Annotated in this window: 12 protein-coding genes; 5 read left to right on the top strand and 7 right to left on the bottom strand. The window is 63.0% G+C overall.

The features are described 5' to 3' along the window. Positions 1 to 132 precede the first annotated feature (132 nt). From METAC_RS0113875 to METAC_RS25255, 3 genes are all read right to left on the bottom strand, one after another. Positions 133 to 630, bottom strand: coding sequence for a DUF2165 family protein (locus METAC_RS0113875; protein WP_026607509.1), 498 nt, complete (start codon positions 628 to 630; stop codon positions 133 to 135). 88 nt (positions 631 to 718) lie between these two features. After that, the gene (locus METAC_RS0113880) at positions 719 to 910 is read right to left on the bottom strand and encodes a DUF6494 family protein (RefSeq protein WP_026607510.1); all 192 of its coding nucleotides are present in this window, start codon (positions 908 to 910) and stop codon (positions 719 to 721) included. A 180-nt stretch (positions 911 to 1,090) separates the two neighbouring features. Beyond that, a complete protein-coding gene (locus METAC_RS25255; protein ID WP_156898220.1) occupies positions 1,091 to 1,951 on the bottom strand; it encodes an alpha/beta hydrolase family protein in 861 nt (286 codons plus the stop codon). Positions 1,952 to 2,238: 287 nt separating this feature from the next. Here METAC_RS25255 and METAC_RS0113895 point away from each other — a divergent pair, with 287 nt between their 5' ends. After that, a complete protein-coding gene (locus tag METAC_RS0113895; RefSeq protein WP_026607512.1) occupies positions 2,239 to 3,102 on the top strand; it encodes a LysR family transcriptional regulator in 864 nt (287 codons plus the stop codon). A 155-nt stretch (positions 3,103 to 3,257) separates the two neighbouring features. Here METAC_RS0113895 and METAC_RS23675 read toward each other — a convergent pair whose 3' ends face one another. After that, a complete protein-coding gene (locus METAC_RS23675; RefSeq protein WP_051335577.1) occupies positions 3,258 to 3,890 on the bottom strand; it encodes a hypothetical protein in 633 nt (210 codons plus the stop codon). Positions 3,891 to 4,188: 298 nt separating this feature from the next. After that, positions 4,189 to 4,986: a bacterial ammonia monooxygenase, subunit AmoC gene (amoC, locus tag METAC_RS0113905; protein ID WP_026607513.1), complete on the bottom strand. Its 798-nt coding sequence runs from the start codon at positions 4,984 to 4,986 to the stop codon at positions 4,189 to 4,191. A gap of 480 nt (positions 4,987 to 5,466) precedes the next feature. Between amoC and METAC_RS23680 the strand changes: the two genes are divergently transcribed. The 4 genes from METAC_RS23680 to METAC_RS0113930 all read left to right on the top strand — a co-directional run bounded on the left by METAC_RS23680 (position 5,467) and on the right by METAC_RS0113930 (position 8,483). Continuing rightward, complete coding sequence (locus tag METAC_RS23680) at positions 5,467 to 5,988, top strand: copper chaperone PCu(A)C (protein WP_051335578.1); 522 nt, start codon at positions 5,467 to 5,469, stop codon at positions 5,986 to 5,988. 126 nt (positions 5,989 to 6,114) lie between these two features. Continuing rightward, positions 6,115 to 6,861 (top strand): class I SAM-dependent methyltransferase, encoded by a 747-nt coding sequence (locus METAC_RS0113915; protein ID WP_026607514.1) that lies wholly within the window; start codon positions 6,115 to 6,117, stop codon positions 6,859 to 6,861. A gap of 240 nt (positions 6,862 to 7,101) precedes the next feature. Further along, positions 7,102 to 7,806 carry a CoA transferase subunit A gene (locus METAC_RS0113925; protein ID WP_026607516.1) on the top strand — a complete coding sequence of 235 codons (705 nt, stop codon included), beginning with the start codon at positions 7,102 to 7,104 and terminating at the stop codon, positions 7,804 to 7,806. Between the two features lie 14 nt (positions 7,807 to 7,820). Further along, positions 7,821 to 8,483 (top strand): 3-oxoacid CoA-transferase subunit B, encoded by a 663-nt coding sequence (locus METAC_RS0113930; RefSeq protein WP_026607517.1) that lies wholly within the window; start codon positions 7,821 to 7,823, stop codon positions 8,481 to 8,483. Between the two features lie 121 nt (positions 8,484 to 8,604). Here METAC_RS0113930 and METAC_RS0113935 read toward each other — a convergent pair whose 3' ends face one another. Together METAC_RS0113935 and METAC_RS23685 are read right to left on the bottom strand one after the other, a co-directional pair. Next, on the bottom strand, positions 8,605 to 9,000 hold the full coding sequence (locus METAC_RS0113935) for a hypothetical protein (RefSeq protein ID WP_026607518.1): 396 nt from the start codon (positions 8,998 to 9,000) through the stop codon (positions 8,605 to 8,607). Between the two features lie 531 nt (positions 9,001 to 9,531). Continuing rightward, a complete protein-coding gene (locus METAC_RS23685; protein ID WP_156898221.1) occupies positions 9,532 to 16,662 on the bottom strand; it encodes a hypothetical protein in 7,131 nt (2,376 codons plus the stop codon). Positions 16,663 to 16,711: the final 49 nt, after the last annotated feature.

Genomic DNA, 16,711 nt, shown 5'->3' on the forward strand with positions numbered 1-16,711 from the left:
GCTCTTGGACAAAGCGGGTTTCGGACGCGCAAGAGGAAGATCCTTGCGAAATGACGTCGAAAAGCTTGACGGACAAGCGAAGCTCCTGCGTCGGGCGGCCGCGCCGGCAAATTTGCTCGAGCCATTTCTGAATCAGGCGAGTTCGTCGTCCTTCATCGAAATGAAAATCAGGACGGCGAGCATGGTCACGACAAAGCGGAAGGCGCTCGGCACGCCGTCCCAGCTTTGCGACTGCCACATGCCGAACCACTCGCCTCCGACTGCGATAAAGCCTCCCTCATAAAGCAGAAAGCCGAGCGCCAGCCCAATGATCGCCAAGCTCTTGGATTGCTGGAACGCCGCCGCCTTTGCGCGCAGCCCTCGCGCCATGGCGGCCGCGCCTGCCGCCGTGAGGCCTGCTATGCAGATCTCGGTCGCAATGATCAGCACATAGCCGGCATGGTGCAAGACCGGCGAAGTAATCGCGCGCCAGCGTATGTCTGATTGCGGAGAAATCTGATCCATGTCGAGGACATGGGCGACGAAAGTGAAATTTGTCCAGTAGTCGGTGATGTTGTTGAAGGCGACGAGCGACATGTAGAGCGCAACGGCGGCGACGCAGGCGACTTTCGCTAAGCGAATGGCGAGCATGCGGAACCCCTGTAACGTGAGCGGATCAATCAACTATAGCATGGCCGCGCTGGCGCCCGCGAGCTTTTCCAGCGCAGCCCCGCTCCACTCAGCGCAGCTCGATCGTCTCCTCGACGACATGATTGAGCGGCGCATTCTCGGCGGTCAGCGTCATCCGCAGCTTCAGCTTGCCGTCCGCGATCTTCGCGTCGCGGACGACTCGCTCGATCTCGCGCTGCGACGTGACGCCGACGACTTTGAGAAATCGCCGCACGGCCATGTTGAAACGGTCCTCGTCCATGATGATTCTCCCAAGCCTCGGCGAAGCCGAAACTGCCGCCTCCGCCCCGCCTCAAAGCTTCGAGCGCCAGAGCGCTTTCCAATCGAATGGAGCCATGCGATCGATAAGAAATCGGCTCACATTCAAATGGTTGAGCATATTCTTGCCGCTCGGATTGATTCAATCCGAGCGGAATAAGCTCTAGGGCGATCCCACGGCGGCGCCTTGGATGAAATCGAGCAGAGCCGCATTCATCCCGGGCCAGCGATTATGCGGCCCGGCGGTTTCGCAATAAGCAACGCGCCGCTCTTCCGCGCATCCGGAGAATGCGCGGCAGCCGTCCCCGATTGCATCGAGATCAACCGGCGCGCAACGGGCGCACTCGCCCCAATAGGCCGCGGCGCCCCGCCCGAAGCCAGGGAAGAGCGTATCGGCGCGACTGTGGATGATCAACACCGCCGGAACCGCGGGACAGGGCATCGCGTCGAGGTCTTCGCGCGTGATCCCTGCCGCGCTCGCGACAATCGCTCGCGGCGCGCCGCGAGCGTCGGCGGCCGAAGCGACTATGCCCTCCGCTATCGTCGCGCCGTCGGAATGGCCGAGATAGGCGATCGAGGCCTGATCGATGCAGAACAGACTTTCGACCGTCGCTGCGACTTTGGCCTGCTGCGCGACGGTTTGGCGCGACAGTCTCAGATGGTCACTGTAGGAAATGACGAAGCCGCGTCGAGTCGCCTCCGGCGTTAGGCCATAGAAAATTTCGGCCTTTCGGCGATCGTATCCCGCCGGTGGGTAGACGACAATCAGCGGATAGGCCCGCGTCGGATCATAATCGCTCGGCGTCCGCACCGTCACTCCAAGACCGTCGGAGGTCGTCACGTCGTCGTCGAGAGACGCACGCCCGGATTTGCCGCCGGGACTGCAGGCCGCAGCGATCCCGGCGGTGGGCCCCCCCGAACTCACATCAGGCCGTGCGGGAGGCGACCAGAACCAAACGCCGAGCGACAGGGCGACGGCGGCGGCGATCAGAGCTGTTTCTCGCCGCGAAAGCTTTATGCGCATCAAAACGATCCTCACGCGATCGAGCCGCCCGCCCTTTGATGATTTTCTCTTTCGGCCTCTGCTTTTTACGCGCCAAAGAGGGGTCATAAAACCCGTCAAGGGCTGAGCTCTTTCGCCGCGTGGCCGCGCCTTCGCATATCTGAAGCAATCAGAACGAAATTCAAGCGCGGTCATTAGGATTTGCAACGCTGAAGCCAAGCTCGGCGTCTATCAGCCAAGCAACGAACAAAGCAAAGCTCACTGACGAAGCTGCTTGTTCGATCCGTTCAACTTGCTATTTATGACGCATGGAGCTCTATCAAATCAGGCATTTCGTCGCCATCATAGAAACCGGGAGCTTCACCAAAGGCGCTCAACGCGCGGCAGTGTCGCAACCTGCAATCTCGGCAAGCATCGCGCGGCTCGAAGCCGAGCTCGACGTGAAATTGCTCGACCGTCGGCGCGCGCCGGTGGTCCCGACAGCGGCTGGAGCGCATTTGCTCGAGACCGGCAAAGCTATATTGAACGCGTGCAACAAAGTGAAAGCCGACCTCAAGGCGATCAGAACGCCGCGGCTTCTAAGGATCGGAATCCTACAATCGCTTTCGAGCCGTCACGTGTCCGGCCTTTTGAGCGGGTTTCGGCGAGCCAACCCCCATGTCGCGATCGAGGTATTCGATGGATCGTCCGAGCAGTTAAGCGCCTTCCTCGAGGAACAGCAGCTCGACTCGATCCTGACGATCCTGAACGGCGCGCCCTCGACCTTCGCGAGCCTGGTGCTCTTCAAGGAGCCTTACGTGCTCGCAGTGCCCGAAGAGCATAAGCTCGCGCATCGCAAAAGCGTGTCGCTTGCCGATCTCCACGATGAGCCTTTCATCCTTCGGACGCGCTGCGATTTTTATCACGACTCGACCAAGGCGCTGGCGGCGCGCGGGATCAAGGTGCGCGTCATTTACCAGACCGATCAGGACGACAGGGCGCTTGCTCTCGTCGCCGCCGGATTGGGATTGGCCTTTGTTCCCGCCCATTTCGGCGCGCCCTTGGTTCGGCAAGTCCCCGTCGATGATTTAGGGCTCGTTCGCGAAGTGGGGCTGCTCTGGAGGCATGAGCGCGAGGACGACGATCTCGCCGAATTCGCCAAATTCGCAGGACGCCATCTCTGGACGGACTGACCGCGCGCTCGAAAAGGCGGCATGGCGCATCCTACCGCCATCGCGGCTCGAGACAACTTTGCCGGGCCCCTTGCCATGAGAGCATTTGAGGGATTCGCTTGATCGGTTCCCTCGGCCGTCTGAACGAATGATCCGTCGCGGTTGAGACGGACGGACTAGGTGCGCGCCCTTTTGGCTGCGGCGGCATTGCGCGAGGCCCAGCGCGCATAAAGCCAATAGACGACGGCGCCTCCGACGATCGACGTGGCGATCATGCCGTAAAACATGATGGCTCCGCGCCGGCCGTGCCCAACCGAGAAGGGGAATTGCGAGACATAGACCTGGCCATGGTCGTTCTTGACCGTCACGATCCCTTGATATTTGCCAGCGGTGGTGAAGACATGCTGGAAGCTGATCGTGCCTGTCGGATAAAGCCGCCCCGGCAGATGCGCCTCCGTCACCGGATCGAGAGCCTCCGGCGCGACTTGCGCTTCATCGAGTATTTGCGGCGCGCCTGACGCGTCTGAGCCGCCGCCGACATCCTTGATCACGCGAATGTCGGTCATCATGCCGCGCAGCTCCGCATCGACGTAATCGAGCACGATCGTGACCGGTCCAGTGTAAGGGATGTCCTTGCAGAATTCGGCGCGCGGATCGTGAGCCTGGTAGGCGGTCACATGAATGAGGTCGGGCCCAACCCGCACAACGCATTTGCTGTCATTATCCGAGCTCAAGACTGCGTCGGCGCGAGCGACGGTCCCGAGCAGGGTCATCGCTAGAAGGCTGAGGCTCGCGGCTCGAACGAACATTTTTCCGTTCTCCTCATTTCCGCCTACCGTTCCGAGCCCCGACGAAACATCGCCGGTTCGAGACCTTGATGAACTCGCCCGAAAACGACTTCCGGTCCTCTGCGGGCGTCGCTTCCAAATTACGGCGCCGGACCGGCAATGCGCTATTATGACGCAATTTTAAATCGTCACAATCCCCAAAACGCCTCGTTTCGGAAAGAGGCGCGCCGACGTGACGCTATCGGCGCGCCTCGATCCGCGCAGGGCGCTCAGCCCATCGCGAGCTCGATAGCTGTGACCGAGCCCGCTCTTGCGGACATTATTCCGCCGGCTCGAGGCCGACGACGTCTTCGTAGCCCGTGCAGAGTTCCTTGACGCGGCCGAGGATCTGCAGCGAAACGCCGAACACCGCGAGGGCGAACCAGCCGAAGAACACGAACATCCAGTGCAGCGGAGCGACGAACAGCTCTTCCATGAACCAGAACGTGTGGCCCCACTCATTGAGCGCGACGTTCGGGAAGATCATGAACGGGCCGACGAACAGCAGAAGATAGGCGATCGAATAGCCTTTCGAGCCGAAGGTCGGGAGCCGGGTCCGAGCATAAACGAAGCCGCCCACACCGATGATGATGTAGATCGGATAGCTCATGTAGAACTCAATGATGTGGCTCGGCGTGAAGTCGGTGTCGCGAATAACCGTCTGATGCCAGGTGCCGTCCTGCTCGGTGAAATAGCTCGCGCCCCAGTAGATGGCGAGGCCATACACGAAGATCCAGTTCAGCAGATAGAAGATGCGGCGGAGTTCTTCGCGCGGCGCGACCGTGTCGAGGTCGTTCGGGCGGGTCTTCCAGAGATAGCCGATGAGGCCGAGGAAGAGGATGAGCTCGGTCGGCTCTTCGATGTACAGAATGGTCATCCAGTATTTCTGGAATTCCGGCGAGAACGAGTCGAGACCGGCGTACCAGCCGAAGACTTGCTCATAAATGCGAACGCCGATGTAGAAAGCGGTCAAAGCGATGGATCCAATGACCATCGGCTTTGGATCCCATACGAGTCGCGCGGCGGATGAGGCCGCTTCTTCCGCGCGGCCAGGGGTTGTTTCAGTGATTAGGCTCATCTGACGTGCCTTTTGTAGTCGACGAACATTCGCCGGCGACGGGCACGGGACGCAATGTCTCATGTCGCCCCAGCGTCCGGCGACGGTACTCGCCTCGCATGGAGAGTTGAAATCGTTTATTGTTATCTAGACCATCACTCATAGTTATGTTCGTGCGCAGCCATCGGCAGACGCTTGCGAATTCTTATACTTGAGCTTGCGCATTGCCTGCTATGAGACAGCTTTGCTTTATTTTTCTCTCGCTATGCCTTCGGCGCCAGCGGTAGGGCGTAGGGGCTGCGCGACTTCGACTAGCAAACCGCGGCGGGGGTGCGGCGCTGTGTCGCTCAGGGCCGCCTCCTAAAATCGTAAACATCTCATAAGTAACGGAAATTTTGATCTTTATCTTGACTGGCGTTCCTTGCCGGCATTGCCGGTTCCGTGCTTAATGCCGACGCAATAACGAGGTCGACTCCGTTCGACTAATGTGGAGGACGTGCAATGAAGATTTCGGTTTCGCCGATCATCGTGTCGTTTGCGCTCGCAGCCGCCTTGTCCTCGCCCGGCGCCGCGCATCAGGTCACGGTCGGCAAATTGAAGATCGGACATCCCTGGGTGCATGAAGCGGTTGAAGGCGCGCCCGGCACTTACGCGGCCATCATTGAAATTCACAATGACGGCGACGAGCCCGAGCGGCTTCTCAGCGGCACGATCGAGGGCGCGGGCGCAGGCGTCCTTTACAAAATTATCGAGAAGAACGGCCATTTTACGTCCCAGCCTGTGCCGGAGGGCCTCGTCATTCCCGCGCACGGCAGCATCGAGCTTGCTCCGACCGACTATCAGCTCAAGTTCGGCAAGGTCACGAAAGCCCTTGAAGCCGATTCCGAGGTCATGGGCACGCTCGTGTTCGAGAAGCTCGGCAGCAAGCCGGTGGAATTCATGGTCGAGCAGGACGACACCGCGCCTAAGGAAGACGCAATAGCGGCGGGCGACGAGCACAAGGCCAGCCACGCCCATCAATGAGCCTCGCGCCCTTTGGATCAATACGATCATAAAGACCTGCGCTTTGGAGCTTCGCCGCCGAAGTCACGCAACTGAGACGCGCGGAGGCGACAAGCCCCCGCCGGGAAACAACACGGTTTTTCGTTCATGAATCATCAGGCAACCGCCCGCGCCGAACGCCTCTTCTCCGGCCCAATCGGCGCGGAATATGACATGCTGAAACTCATCTGCCCGGCTGCGGCGGCGATGAGCCTCCGCGTCGGAGATTTCGTCGCTAGCTTGCCTGCACGGCCCAACAGGACGCTCGATCTATTCGAGATCGGCTGCGGGACAGGCGTCACCACCCAGGCTCTACTGCACTCGCGCTCCGACCTCACGATTGCAGCCATCGACAACGAGCCGACCATGCTCGCTCAAGCGCAGGGCAATCTCGCCGGCTTCCTCGGCCAAGGCCGCGTCACGCTCTTCGAGACGGACGCGCTCTCGGGACTGCGCTCGCTGCCAGCGGAAAGCGTCGACGTCGTGGCCTCGGCCTACGCCATTCATAATTTTCTCGACGATTATCGCAGCCTCGCGCTGGCCGAGGCCTTTCGGGTCCTGCGGCCCGGCGGCTTTTTCGTCAATGGCGACCGCTACGCGCTCGACGACGCGGCGGAGCACACGCGGCAGACGCAGGCGGAAGCTCGGCACTATTTCAAGACCTTCGCCGCGATCGGTCGGCATGATCTTCTAGAGCAATGGATCATCCATCTGTTCAGCGACGAATCCTCCGAGCACTTGATGCGTCTCGGGCCCGCGCTGGCGACCATGCAGGCGGTCGGCTTCGAGGCGGTCGAGGTCCCGTTCCGCGAGGGCGTCAACGCTCTGCTGACGGCCGTCAAGCCGGCGCCGTGATCTGGCCGAAACGCGGCTGGATCATTTTCACTCCATGTTTATAATGCGTCGCGAAGCGCGGAGGCGGGACGACGGTCTCGCTGCAAGCGCCCAAGCGACGCCGTCGCCATCATTTGATTGCGGAGCGCTCCGGCTCAGCTTTGTTTCAAAAATTTGGCCTCCGGCAGGCGGCGTCCTGGCATTCGACTCAGAAGCGGCGTCGGAAATGCGGCAGGGCGAGAAAAATCAGGTCAAAGGCGCATGAATAAGATTTATACGGACGCCGCCACGGCTTTGGCCGATGTGGTCAAAAACGGCATGACGCTCATGTGCGGCGGATTTGGCCTCTGCGGCATACCTCAGGTTTTGATCGTCGCGCTGCGGGATTCCGGGGTCAAGGATCTAACCGTGATCTCGAACAATGCGGGCGTCGACGGCGCCGGGCTCGGGCTGTTGCTCGAGACAAGGCAGATCCGCAAGATGGTTTCATCCTATGTCGGCGAGAACAAGCTCTTCGAGCAGCAGTTTCTATCCGGCGAGCTCGAGCTCGAGTTCAATCCACAAGGCACGCTCGCCGAGCGGATTCGCGCCGGCGGCGCCGGGATCCCGGCCTTTTTCACCAAGACCGGCGTCGGGACGGTGATCGCGGACGGCAAAGAATTGCGCGAATTCGACGGCGCGACCTATGTGATGGAGCGCGGACTCATCGCCGACGTCTCGCTCGTTCACGCCTGGAAGGGCGATGCCGAAGGCAATCTGGTTTTTCGCAAGACCGCGCGCAATTTCAATCCGATGATGGCCTCCGCCGGCAAGGTGACGATCGCCGAGGTCGAGCATCTCGTCCCGGCTGGCGAGATCGACCCGGACGCCATTCACACCCCCGGCATTTTCGTCCATCGCATCGTCCACGCGCCGGACGTCGCCAAGATGATCGAGAAGCGCACGACCCGCCCACGCGCCGCTTGAGGAGCATTTTTTAGATGGCCTGGACCAGGGATCAGATGGCGGCGCGCGCCGCCCAGGAATTGCGCGACGGGTTTTACGTCAATCTCGGGATCGGCATTCCAACGCTGGTCTCGAATTTCATCCCGCCCGGCATGAGCGTTCAGCTACAGAGCGAGAACGGCATGCTCGGCATGGGCCCCTTCCCCTTCGAGGGCGAGGAAGACCCGGATCTCATCAACGCCGGCAAGCAGACGATCACGGCGCTCCCAACAACGAGCTATTTTTCTTCCGCCGATAGTTTCGGCATGATCCGCGGCGGCCATATCGATCTCGCCATTCTCGGGGCGATGGAGGTCAGCGAAAAAGGCGATCTCGCCAATTGGATGATCCCCGGCAAAATGGTCAAGGGGATGGGCGGCGCGATGGATCTCGTCGCCGGCGTCAAGCGGGTCGTCGTCGTCATGGACCATACGGCGAAAGGGCAGACCAAGCTGCTGCATCATTGCACTTTGCCGCTTACCGGCTCCGCGGTGGTCGATATGGTGATCACCGACCTCGGCGTCTTCACGATCGACAAGGACAGCGGGACCGGGATGACGCTCATCGAGCTTGCCGACGGCGTCGCGGCCGACGAGATCAAGTCGAAAACCGAAGCGAATTTCACGGTCGCGCCGGATCTCGCGACGACGGCCGCGTGACCCTCTGCGGGGGCGCTGCCTGCAAATGTAAATGACTGGGACGCATCCCTCGTCCAGAAGCATAGATCTGGACGAGGGCGCGATCATTCTGGTCGTGCGAAAAAAGCCGCCGAAGCTCGGCCTATTCGCCGGCGACGGTCTCCGCGAGCGGCCTTTCGCGCTCGACGGAATTGGTGCTGAGCTGTCGCGCCGTCAGATTCCCGTTCGCGTCATAGACAATGGCGATTGAAAATATGCCGAGCGTTCCCTGCAGATCGAGCAGAACGACGGGATTATAGGTTCCGGCGCGCTGAGCAAGGATCTGATATTTGCCGTTGTCCCAGATCCAGTCATAAGTTCCGGGGCCGACATTGGTCGCGCCCGGCCCGAGAATGGCCTGCGCCAGGGGCGGCTTGATTGTCCAGTTGGGATCGGCTGTTTGGCCCGGCGGAACGGCCCAACAGCCGCCCGTCACTGCGTCCGCGAGAACAATAACGCCTGCTGAATTATTTGTGAGCTGATTGATATTCGTCGTCATGGCAAATGTCTTTCCTCAAAATGTGTTTCACTTGCACCAATAGATGCGCCATCTCTTAGGCTCGGCGCCGCGAGATCATGTCTTGGGTCCAATCGTTTGACGTCTCGTCGGCGTCCTGGGCGCGTCTCCAGCCCTGTCGCGGGAGACCTTTTCGAAATAGTCCCAGCGTCTCGAGATCCTGGTGGGAATTCACACCATTTAAATGAGGCCTTGGATCGAGCCTCATCGGATTGCAGTTGCGCCCTCCGCTACCCCATGCGGGCGAAGGCCAAGCATCTGCCGGCATGGCGCGAACGCGAAGCAACGCGCGAGAAGACACACAGACTTTTGCGTTCGAAGTTGGCAAATCATCCACGAGAGCAATAGAGCGGCCGGCGGCACGAGCCCCTCTTCTGGCGCGGGAACGGCGCCAGCCAAATTGATCGCCCCTTGTGCGGGAGACCGTCCTGCGCTCGGCAGTTACTTACGCGATTGCCTTAAAAGCCAGCCCGCCTTCGTCGCCGACGCGCGACGCAGGCGGACCCTGCACAATCACCAAGAAATCTTGATGCCGCCTAGTCCGCCGTAACCAATCGATTTGTTGGAGAAATCGCCGGCGAAATTAGCGAAGATCGCCGCTTCCCGCGTGATTCCCAGCTCGAAGCCGGTCCCGAGGCGCGCCGCGTTGCGCGCCGCCTGCGCCCCTTGGATCAAGAAGTCAAATCCCGGCGCCGAAATGAAGGACGGCAGGATCGTCCGATTGGGATCGAATTCGTGAACCCAGGAAAGCCGCAGCCAGGGCTTCAGAACCGCGCCGTCCCACAACGCGAGCTTGGCGTCGAATTGCGCGCCGACAAAGCTCGGCAGCGACAACACGTTCCGCCGGGCGTAGGTGAGTCCGAGTTCGCTCGGACCGCCTCCCACAAGCGTCTCGCCATATGCATTTTGGGTGAGCGAGGCGAATTGGAGAGCGACGAACGGCGTCACATTGAAGCCGCTAAACCTGCTGGTGTAGCCTGTCTCGAAACGACCGCTCACCGAATGGCTGCCAAAGCTGCCATTCAGATTTTCCAAAATCGAAGACACCTGGACCGCCGGCGCATTCGTGCCCGACAGCGTCGCGACCGTGCCTGGGACGAACGCAGTCCGATGCTCCTGATTGCTGAAGAAATCATATCCGATGATGCCGCTCGCGTAAAAATCGTTCCAGCGCACCGCGCCATAGGCTGCGACATGGGCCGCATTGACCGACCCGCCTGTGGCGCGATTGCTCACGCTGAAAGCCGAGGGTCCGCCGCCCGCCGAAACGCCGAGCAGAATGTCGGGCGTGATCTGATAGTCGAGGCCGGCCGCGGCGCCGACGCCGCGATAGTTCAGATGCTCAGAGCCGACGGGATATTGGCCGGAGAGCTGAGCGCCAGCGCCATAGCCTGCAAACCATGCCCGCCACGTGCGCGGCGGCGGCGGCAGGCGCGGATCCCGGAGCACGCCAAAGGCGGGATGCTGCGGGTTCGACGGGGCGTAGCTCAAAGCATCTCCATGCGAGGTCACGCCATTGGTGTCGACGGCGTCGCCGGAGCGCCAGAAATCGATCTGACGCGATATGGCTCCAATATTCATGTCATCCGCGGCGAAGGCCGTCTGCTGAGCGCCCGAGGTCCCCTCGCCAGAAAGCGAGTCGTAGGTCTGGCCGAGCGCCGCGACCGTCGGCTGATAGAACAATGCCGTAGCGATCGGGACGAAATTCGGCGAGACGCGCGCGGTCTGGATCGCGTTGATCGCATAGCCGACCGAATGCTCGTTGATCGTCAGTCCCCCCGGAGAGAAATCGATCGCGTAGCGCAGATCTATGTCGGTCTGATTGGGATAGACGAGGCTGTATTGGATCACCGCCGACGGCTGATATTCCAGAGTTAAGCCGGTGTGGTTGGTCACATTATCGTCCGCATGAAGGATCGTGACTTCGTGCGAGCCGGGCAAGGCCAGGCCAGGGTTGAGATTGTTGATGGCGACCGTGCCGGTCACGCTCGCGGTTCCGGTAATATTGATCCGGTCCGCAGTTTGGTTCGAGAACTGCAGATCGAGGCCGTAAATGCCGGTCGAGGTCTGGAGGAAATTGCCGGTCACGGCCGTCGTCAACACCCGTCCGAAGTCGCCGGGCGAGATCAGGCCTTCGTTCGTAAGCAAATTGCCGGGACCGATATAAGCCCACGCGCCGGACTCGAAGATGCCTTTATTGTCAAAGGCGTTCGCCCCGCCGCCGAGATCAACCGATCCAATGACAAGCCCGCTATTCGTCACGACATCATTGCCGGTGGTGCCGGTGATGGCGAAACCGTCGATCCTGCCGACCGAGGTGACTGTGCTCGTGCTCGAGATCGTCAGCTGATTGTTGGCGCCGTCGAGCAAGCCGACGCCCGCGCCGCCCTCGAGGCCTGAGCCGATCGGGCCGGGCGGCGGATCGCCGATGAAGCTCACGCCGGTGAAGCCGGTCGAGCCGCCCTCGATGAAGCCGGAATTGACCGCAATCGTGATATTGCCATTGGTCGATCCCACGCTTTGCGCGAGGATGCCGAAGGAATTTGTGCCGGTGGCGACAATGTCGCCGGATTGGTTGATCGTGACATTGCCGGCCGCGCCCGAGCCGCCCATCGTGCCCGAGAAAAGCAGCAAGCCCTTCATGTCATTCACGACGCCGCCGCCGCCGCCGACGCTCTGCGCAAACACGCCGTTCGAATTGGCTCCTGTGGTCAGGATCAAGATAGCGGTGTTGTTCACAACGACCGCGCCGCCATTGCCTCCGTTTCCGGCATTGCCGCCATCGGCGACAAGACCATTCGCGGCCGCCGCGTAGCCGCCGCCGCCGCCCACGCTTTGCGCGAATATGGCGCTAGAATTTTGGCCGGATGTCTCGATGATTCCGGCGTTGTCGACGCTGACGAGACCGCCATTGCCTCCGCCCGAGCCGTTTTTCGCGAAGGCCACGAGTCCGTAGGTTTCGCCGCCAGCGCCGCCGCCGCCGCCCACCGACTGCGCGATAATGCCCGCCGATTCATTGCCGGTCGTCACGATCGAGCCCGCGACGTCGTTCTTGATCGTCACCGCTCCGCCATTGCCGCTCGCTCCGCCGGAGCCGCCAATGACCAGCGCGCCGAGCCCGCCGCCGCCCATGCCGCCGCCGCCGCCGACCGATTGAGCGAACAGACCAGCGGAAAGCAGGTTCGACGTCGAGATAATGGCGGAATTGTCGATTTCGACCGCGCCGCCAGCGCCGCCGCCAGCGCCAGACCGTCCGATCGTCACAAGATTGGCGGCGGTGACATTGTTGGCGATGCTGTTTGGATCATAGGTCGACCCGCCGGCGCTGCCGCCGCTGCCGCCGACCGACTGCGCGAAGACGCCGTTCGACTCGACGCCCGTGGTTACGATAATGCCTGAGTTGACGACATTAACCGCTCCGCCGTCGCCAGAGCCGCCGCCCACGCCGCCGACCGAGACGAGGCTCAGTGTGCCACCGCCACCCGTGCCGCCGCCGCCGCCAACCGATTGCGCGAAGACGCCATCGGAGAAAAGGCCGGTCGTTTCAATCAACGCGGCGTTGGCGACATTGACGGTTCCGCCATTGCCCGCCGCCCCGCCGCTGCCGCCGACAGTTACAGTGAGCGTTCCCGAACCGCTGCCGCCGGCGCCGCCGCCGCCGCCGACCGACTGCGCGAATATGCCTGTCGACAAGGCTCCAGTCGTTGAGATTTCGCCCGTCTGAGAATTGTTGACCGCCACCGCGCCGCCGTCTCCAGCGGAACCGCCGGCTCCGCCGAGGCTCAGGATCGACAGGCCGGGACTGCCGCCGATGCCGCCGCCACCGCCGACCGACTGCGCGAATATGCCATCCGCTAAGATGCCCGTGGTCATGAGAATCGCGTCATTGTTGACGGTGACTTTGCCGCCGGCGCCTGCGGAGCCGCCGCCTGCGAGGCCGAGGAAGCCGCCGAGGCTGATTAGGCCGCTGCTCGTGCCGCCGTTGCCGCCGCCGCCGCCGACAGATTGCGCGAAGATCGCGGTCGCGCCGAAACCTTTGGTCAGGATGTCCGCCGTTTCCGCCTTGTTCGTCAGCGACGGCGTGTTCGTCACCGTAACGTCGCCGCCGTTGCCGCTCGCGCCGCCAGAGCCGCCGATGCTGACGAGCCCGGTCAGACCCGACGAAGCGTCGCCGCCGATGCCGCCGCCGCCGCCGACCGACTGAGCGAATATGCCGTATGAATCAACGCCGGCCGTCTCGATCTGGCCATTGTTGGTGACTTGGACCGCCGCGCCGGCGCCGCTCGCGCCGCCTGAGCCGCCGAGCGTGACCCTGCCAGCGCCTTGCAGCAAGCCTGTGGTGCTTGTCGCAAGCGCCAACACGGTGACGCCGTCGTTTACATAAGAGGCGCCCGGGAACAACCCGTTCAGCCCGACGATGGCTTGCCCGCCATTGCCGCCGCCGCCGCCGATCGACTGCGCCATAATGCCGGCCGACGCATTGCCCGAGGTGACGATGAAATCCAAATTCGTGACGCTCACCTTGCCGGCGTCATTACCGGTTCCACCGAATCCGCCGACGTCGATCTGCGCATTCACGCTCGATTTCGCCGCGCTTTTGCAGGCGCTGATGACCTTGCTCACCAGGCCGAAGGTGCAGGAGGTGCCGAGCTGCAAGGAGATCGTATTCGCCCCGCCGCCGGTGCCGCCGCCGCCGCCGATGGACTGAGCGAGGATGCCGTTCGAGCCGGCGCCTTCCGTCACGATTCCGCCGGACTGCACGACCGTCACGTCTCCGGCCGTATTGCCGTTTCCGCCGAAGCCGCCGACCGAAACAGCGACATTGACGGCTCTGCCCTGTTGCGCGTCGCCAGCGGCGAGGAGCCCCGTGATCGCGCTGCCGCCATTGCCGCCGCCGCCGCCGATCGATTGCGCGGCAATGCCGTTCGCCTGATCGCCAAAAGTCGTGATCCTGCCGACATTGGTGACGTTGACCGAGCTGGCCGTTCCACCGCCGCCGCCGAAGCCGCCGACCGTCAGGCCGACGTTGACGTTTGTGTTTTCGCCTGTCGGGCCGATGGCGCCGCTGAAGGAGAGGCCGCCATTGCCGCCGCCGCCGCCGATCGATTGCGCCAGAATGCCATCGGCGTTGCGTCCGGTGACCACTTTGACTTCGGTGGGCGTCCCCGTATTCGCCAAGCCGGTGCTCGCCGGGACCAACAAGCTAATGCCGTCGACCACGACGAGCTGCACCGTCTCCATGGTCGAGGAACCGGTGGTGATGTCGCCAGTGTTGGTGACGCTCACCGCGCCGGCGCTGCTTCCAGCCCCGCCGAAGCCGCCGACGGAGGCTGAAATCTGCTTCGAATCCTGTCCGCCAATCGATCCCGCGACGCTCAGGCCGCCATTGCCGCCGCCGCCGCCGATCGACTGAACGAGAATGCCGTAAGAGTTGTCTCCAATCGTCGTCGTCGCGCCAATGCGCGTCACGTTCACAGAGCCGCCTGCGCCACCTGCGCCGCCTGTGCCTCCGACCGAAACCGTGATCGACGGCACATTATTTTGGCTGGCGAAGTTGAACGAGCCGGCGACGCTCAAGCCGCCATTGCCGCCGCCGCCGCCGAGCGACTGCGCGACGACGCCCGAAGCATTGGCGCCTTCCGTAGAAATGATGCCTGTCGAGGCGACGTCGACCGCGCCGGCGTTGCCCGCCGAACCGCCAAAGCCGCCGAGCGAGGCCGAAAGGGTGAAGCTATTGCCGTCCGGCACGGAGATGGTTCCGGCGAAGCTGAACCCACCATTGCCGCCGCCGCCGCCGATCGACTGCGCCAGAATGCCGTTCGATCCGTCGCTGTGGGTGAGAATATTGTCCACGCTCACGACGTTGACCTGTCCAGCAAAATTGCCGGCGCCGCCAAAGCCGCCGACGCTGAGCGACAGGCTCGCCTTCGAGTCGGCGGTCGCGGTGAAGGCGCCCGAGAAGCCGCCATTGCCGCCGCCGCCGCCGATCGACTGCGCCTCGATGCCGTTGGCGCTCTGGCCCAGGGTCTCGATCGTTGCGAAATTGTCCGCGAGCACGGCGCCCTGATTGCTGTCGACCGTGACGGCGCCGCCGGAACCGCCGCCAGAGCCGCCGCCGCCGATGCTCGCCGTCAGCCCGGCGTTGCTCAACGCCAAGGCGCCCGAAAGCGAAAAGCCGCCATTGCCGCCGGAGCCGCCGATCGACTGCGCCTCGATGGCGTTCGAGCGGTCGCCCATCGTTTGAACGGTGCCGAAGCTGTCGACGGTCACAACGCCGCCATTGCCGCCGCCGGTCAGGGCGAAGCCGCCAACCGACAGGGCGCCGCCGAATTCCTGACCGCCCGCCAGGCCGATTGAGAACCCGCCATTGCCGCCGCCGCCGCCGAGCGATTGGGCGAGGACGCCGTTGGAGTCGGTCCCTTTGGTCAAAATATTGTTGTAGCTCGTCACGCTCACCGCGTCGGCTGCGCCGCCGCCCGCGCCGAAGCCGCCGACCGAGGCCGTGAAAGAGCCGCCGCTGGTGGACGCCGACAGGCCGCCCGAGAAGCCGCCATTGCCGCCGCCGCCGCCGATCGACTGCGCCAGAATGGCATTGGACCGATCGCCATCGGTCTCGATCGAAGTCGTCCCGGCTGGCGGCGGTTGGAGCAACGCCGCGCCGTCGGCTGTCTGGCTGTAGCTATTGACCGTGACTGTCCCGCCGGCGCTGCCGGTCGAGCCGAAGCCGCCGACGGTGAGGCCGACCGCCACCGATCCCGTCGTGAAGGCGCCGGCGATCGAGAAGCCGCCGTTGCCGCCGCCGCCGCCGATCGATTGCGCCGCTATGGCGTTCGAATCAGCGCCTAAGGTCAAGATCGTGCCGTAGCTTGTGACCTTCACCGCGCCAGCCGCGCCGCCGCCGCCGAGGGCGCTGCCGCCGACGGATAAAGTGCCGGCAAATTCAGAGCCGCCGCTCAGGCCGATCGAGAAGCCGCCATTGCCGCCGCCGCCGCCGATCGACTGCGCAAGAATGCCGTTGGACTGCTGGCCGAGCGTCACAATATTGTTGGCGCTGACGACCGTCACCGAGCTGGCGGAGCCGCCGCCGGCGCCGAAGCCGCCGACCGAGACCCCGATGCCGGCGCCGCCGAGCGACAGGGCGCCAGAGCCCGAGAAACCGCCATTGCCGCCGCCGCCGCCAATCGACTGCGCAAGAATGCCATTGGACCGATCGCCCAGGGTCTCCAAAGTCGTTGTGCCAAGCGCCGGCGCGCTCACGACCGGAACGCCATTCAACGCCTGCGCATAGCTGTCGACCTCAACCGAGCCAGCACTGCCGCCGCCCGCGCCGAAGCCGCCGACCGAAACGCCAAGAGCCGCCGATCCCGTCGTAAAGGAGCCTGCAATCGAGAAGCCGCCATTGCCGCCGCCGCCGCCAATCGATTGCGCGGCAATGCCGTTCGAATCGCTTCCTTCGGTCAGGATGGCGCCGAAGTTCTTGGCGGTCACCGCTGCACCATTGCCGCCGCCGGCCCCGAAGCCGCCGACAGAGACCGCGCCGCCGAATTCCGAGCCGCCGCCGAGGCCGATCGAGAAGCCGCCGTTGCCGCCGCCGCCGCCAATCGATTGCGCCAGGATGCCGTCGGACTTGGAGCCCTTGGTCAAAATGTTGTTGTAGCTGGCGACATTGACGGCGCCCGCCGAACCGCCGCCC

The organism is Methylocapsa acidiphila B2 (genome assembly GCF_000427445.1).
Classification (GTDB): Bacteria; Pseudomonadota; Alphaproteobacteria; order Rhizobiales; family Beijerinckiaceae; genus Methylocapsa; species Methylocapsa acidiphila.

Excerpts from the sequence above, each read along its gene's own strand:
- METAC_RS0113875 (WP_026607509.1), bottom strand. The coding sequence starts at position 630 with ATGCTCGCCATTCGCTTAGCGAAAGTCGCCTGCGTCGCCGCCGTTGCG.
- METAC_RS0113880 (WP_026607510.1), bottom strand. The coding sequence starts at position 910 with ATGGACGAGGACCGTTTCAACATGGCCGTGCGGCGATTTCTCAAAGTC.
- METAC_RS25255 (WP_156898220.1), bottom strand. The coding sequence starts at position 1,951 with ATGCGCATAAAGCTTTCGCGGCGAGAAACAGCTCTGATCGCCGCCGCC.
- METAC_RS0113895 (WP_026607512.1), top strand. The coding sequence starts at position 2,239 with ATGGAGCTCTATCAAATCAGGCATTTCGTCGCCATCATAGAAACCGGG.
- METAC_RS23675 (WP_051335577.1), bottom strand. The coding sequence starts at position 3,890 with ATGTTCGTTCGAGCCGCGAGCCTCAGCCTTCTAGCGATGACCCTGCTC.
- amoC (WP_026607513.1), bottom strand. The coding sequence starts at position 4,986 with ATGAGCCTAATCACTGAAACAACCCCTGGCCGCGCGGAAGAAGCGGCC.
- METAC_RS23680 (WP_051335578.1), top strand. The coding sequence starts at position 5,467 with ATGAAGATTTCGGTTTCGCCGATCATCGTGTCGTTTGCGCTCGCAGCC.
- METAC_RS0113915 (WP_026607514.1), top strand. The coding sequence starts at position 6,115 with ATGAATCATCAGGCAACCGCCCGCGCCGAACGCCTCTTCTCCGGCCCA.
- METAC_RS0113925 (WP_026607516.1), top strand. The coding sequence starts at position 7,102 with ATGAATAAGATTTATACGGACGCCGCCACGGCTTTGGCCGATGTGGTC.
- METAC_RS0113930 (WP_026607517.1), top strand. The coding sequence starts at position 7,821 with ATGGCCTGGACCAGGGATCAGATGGCGGCGCGCGCCGCCCAGGAATTG.
- METAC_RS0113935 (WP_026607518.1), bottom strand. The coding sequence starts at position 9,000 with ATGACGACGAATATCAATCAGCTCACAAATAATTCAGCAGGCGTTATT.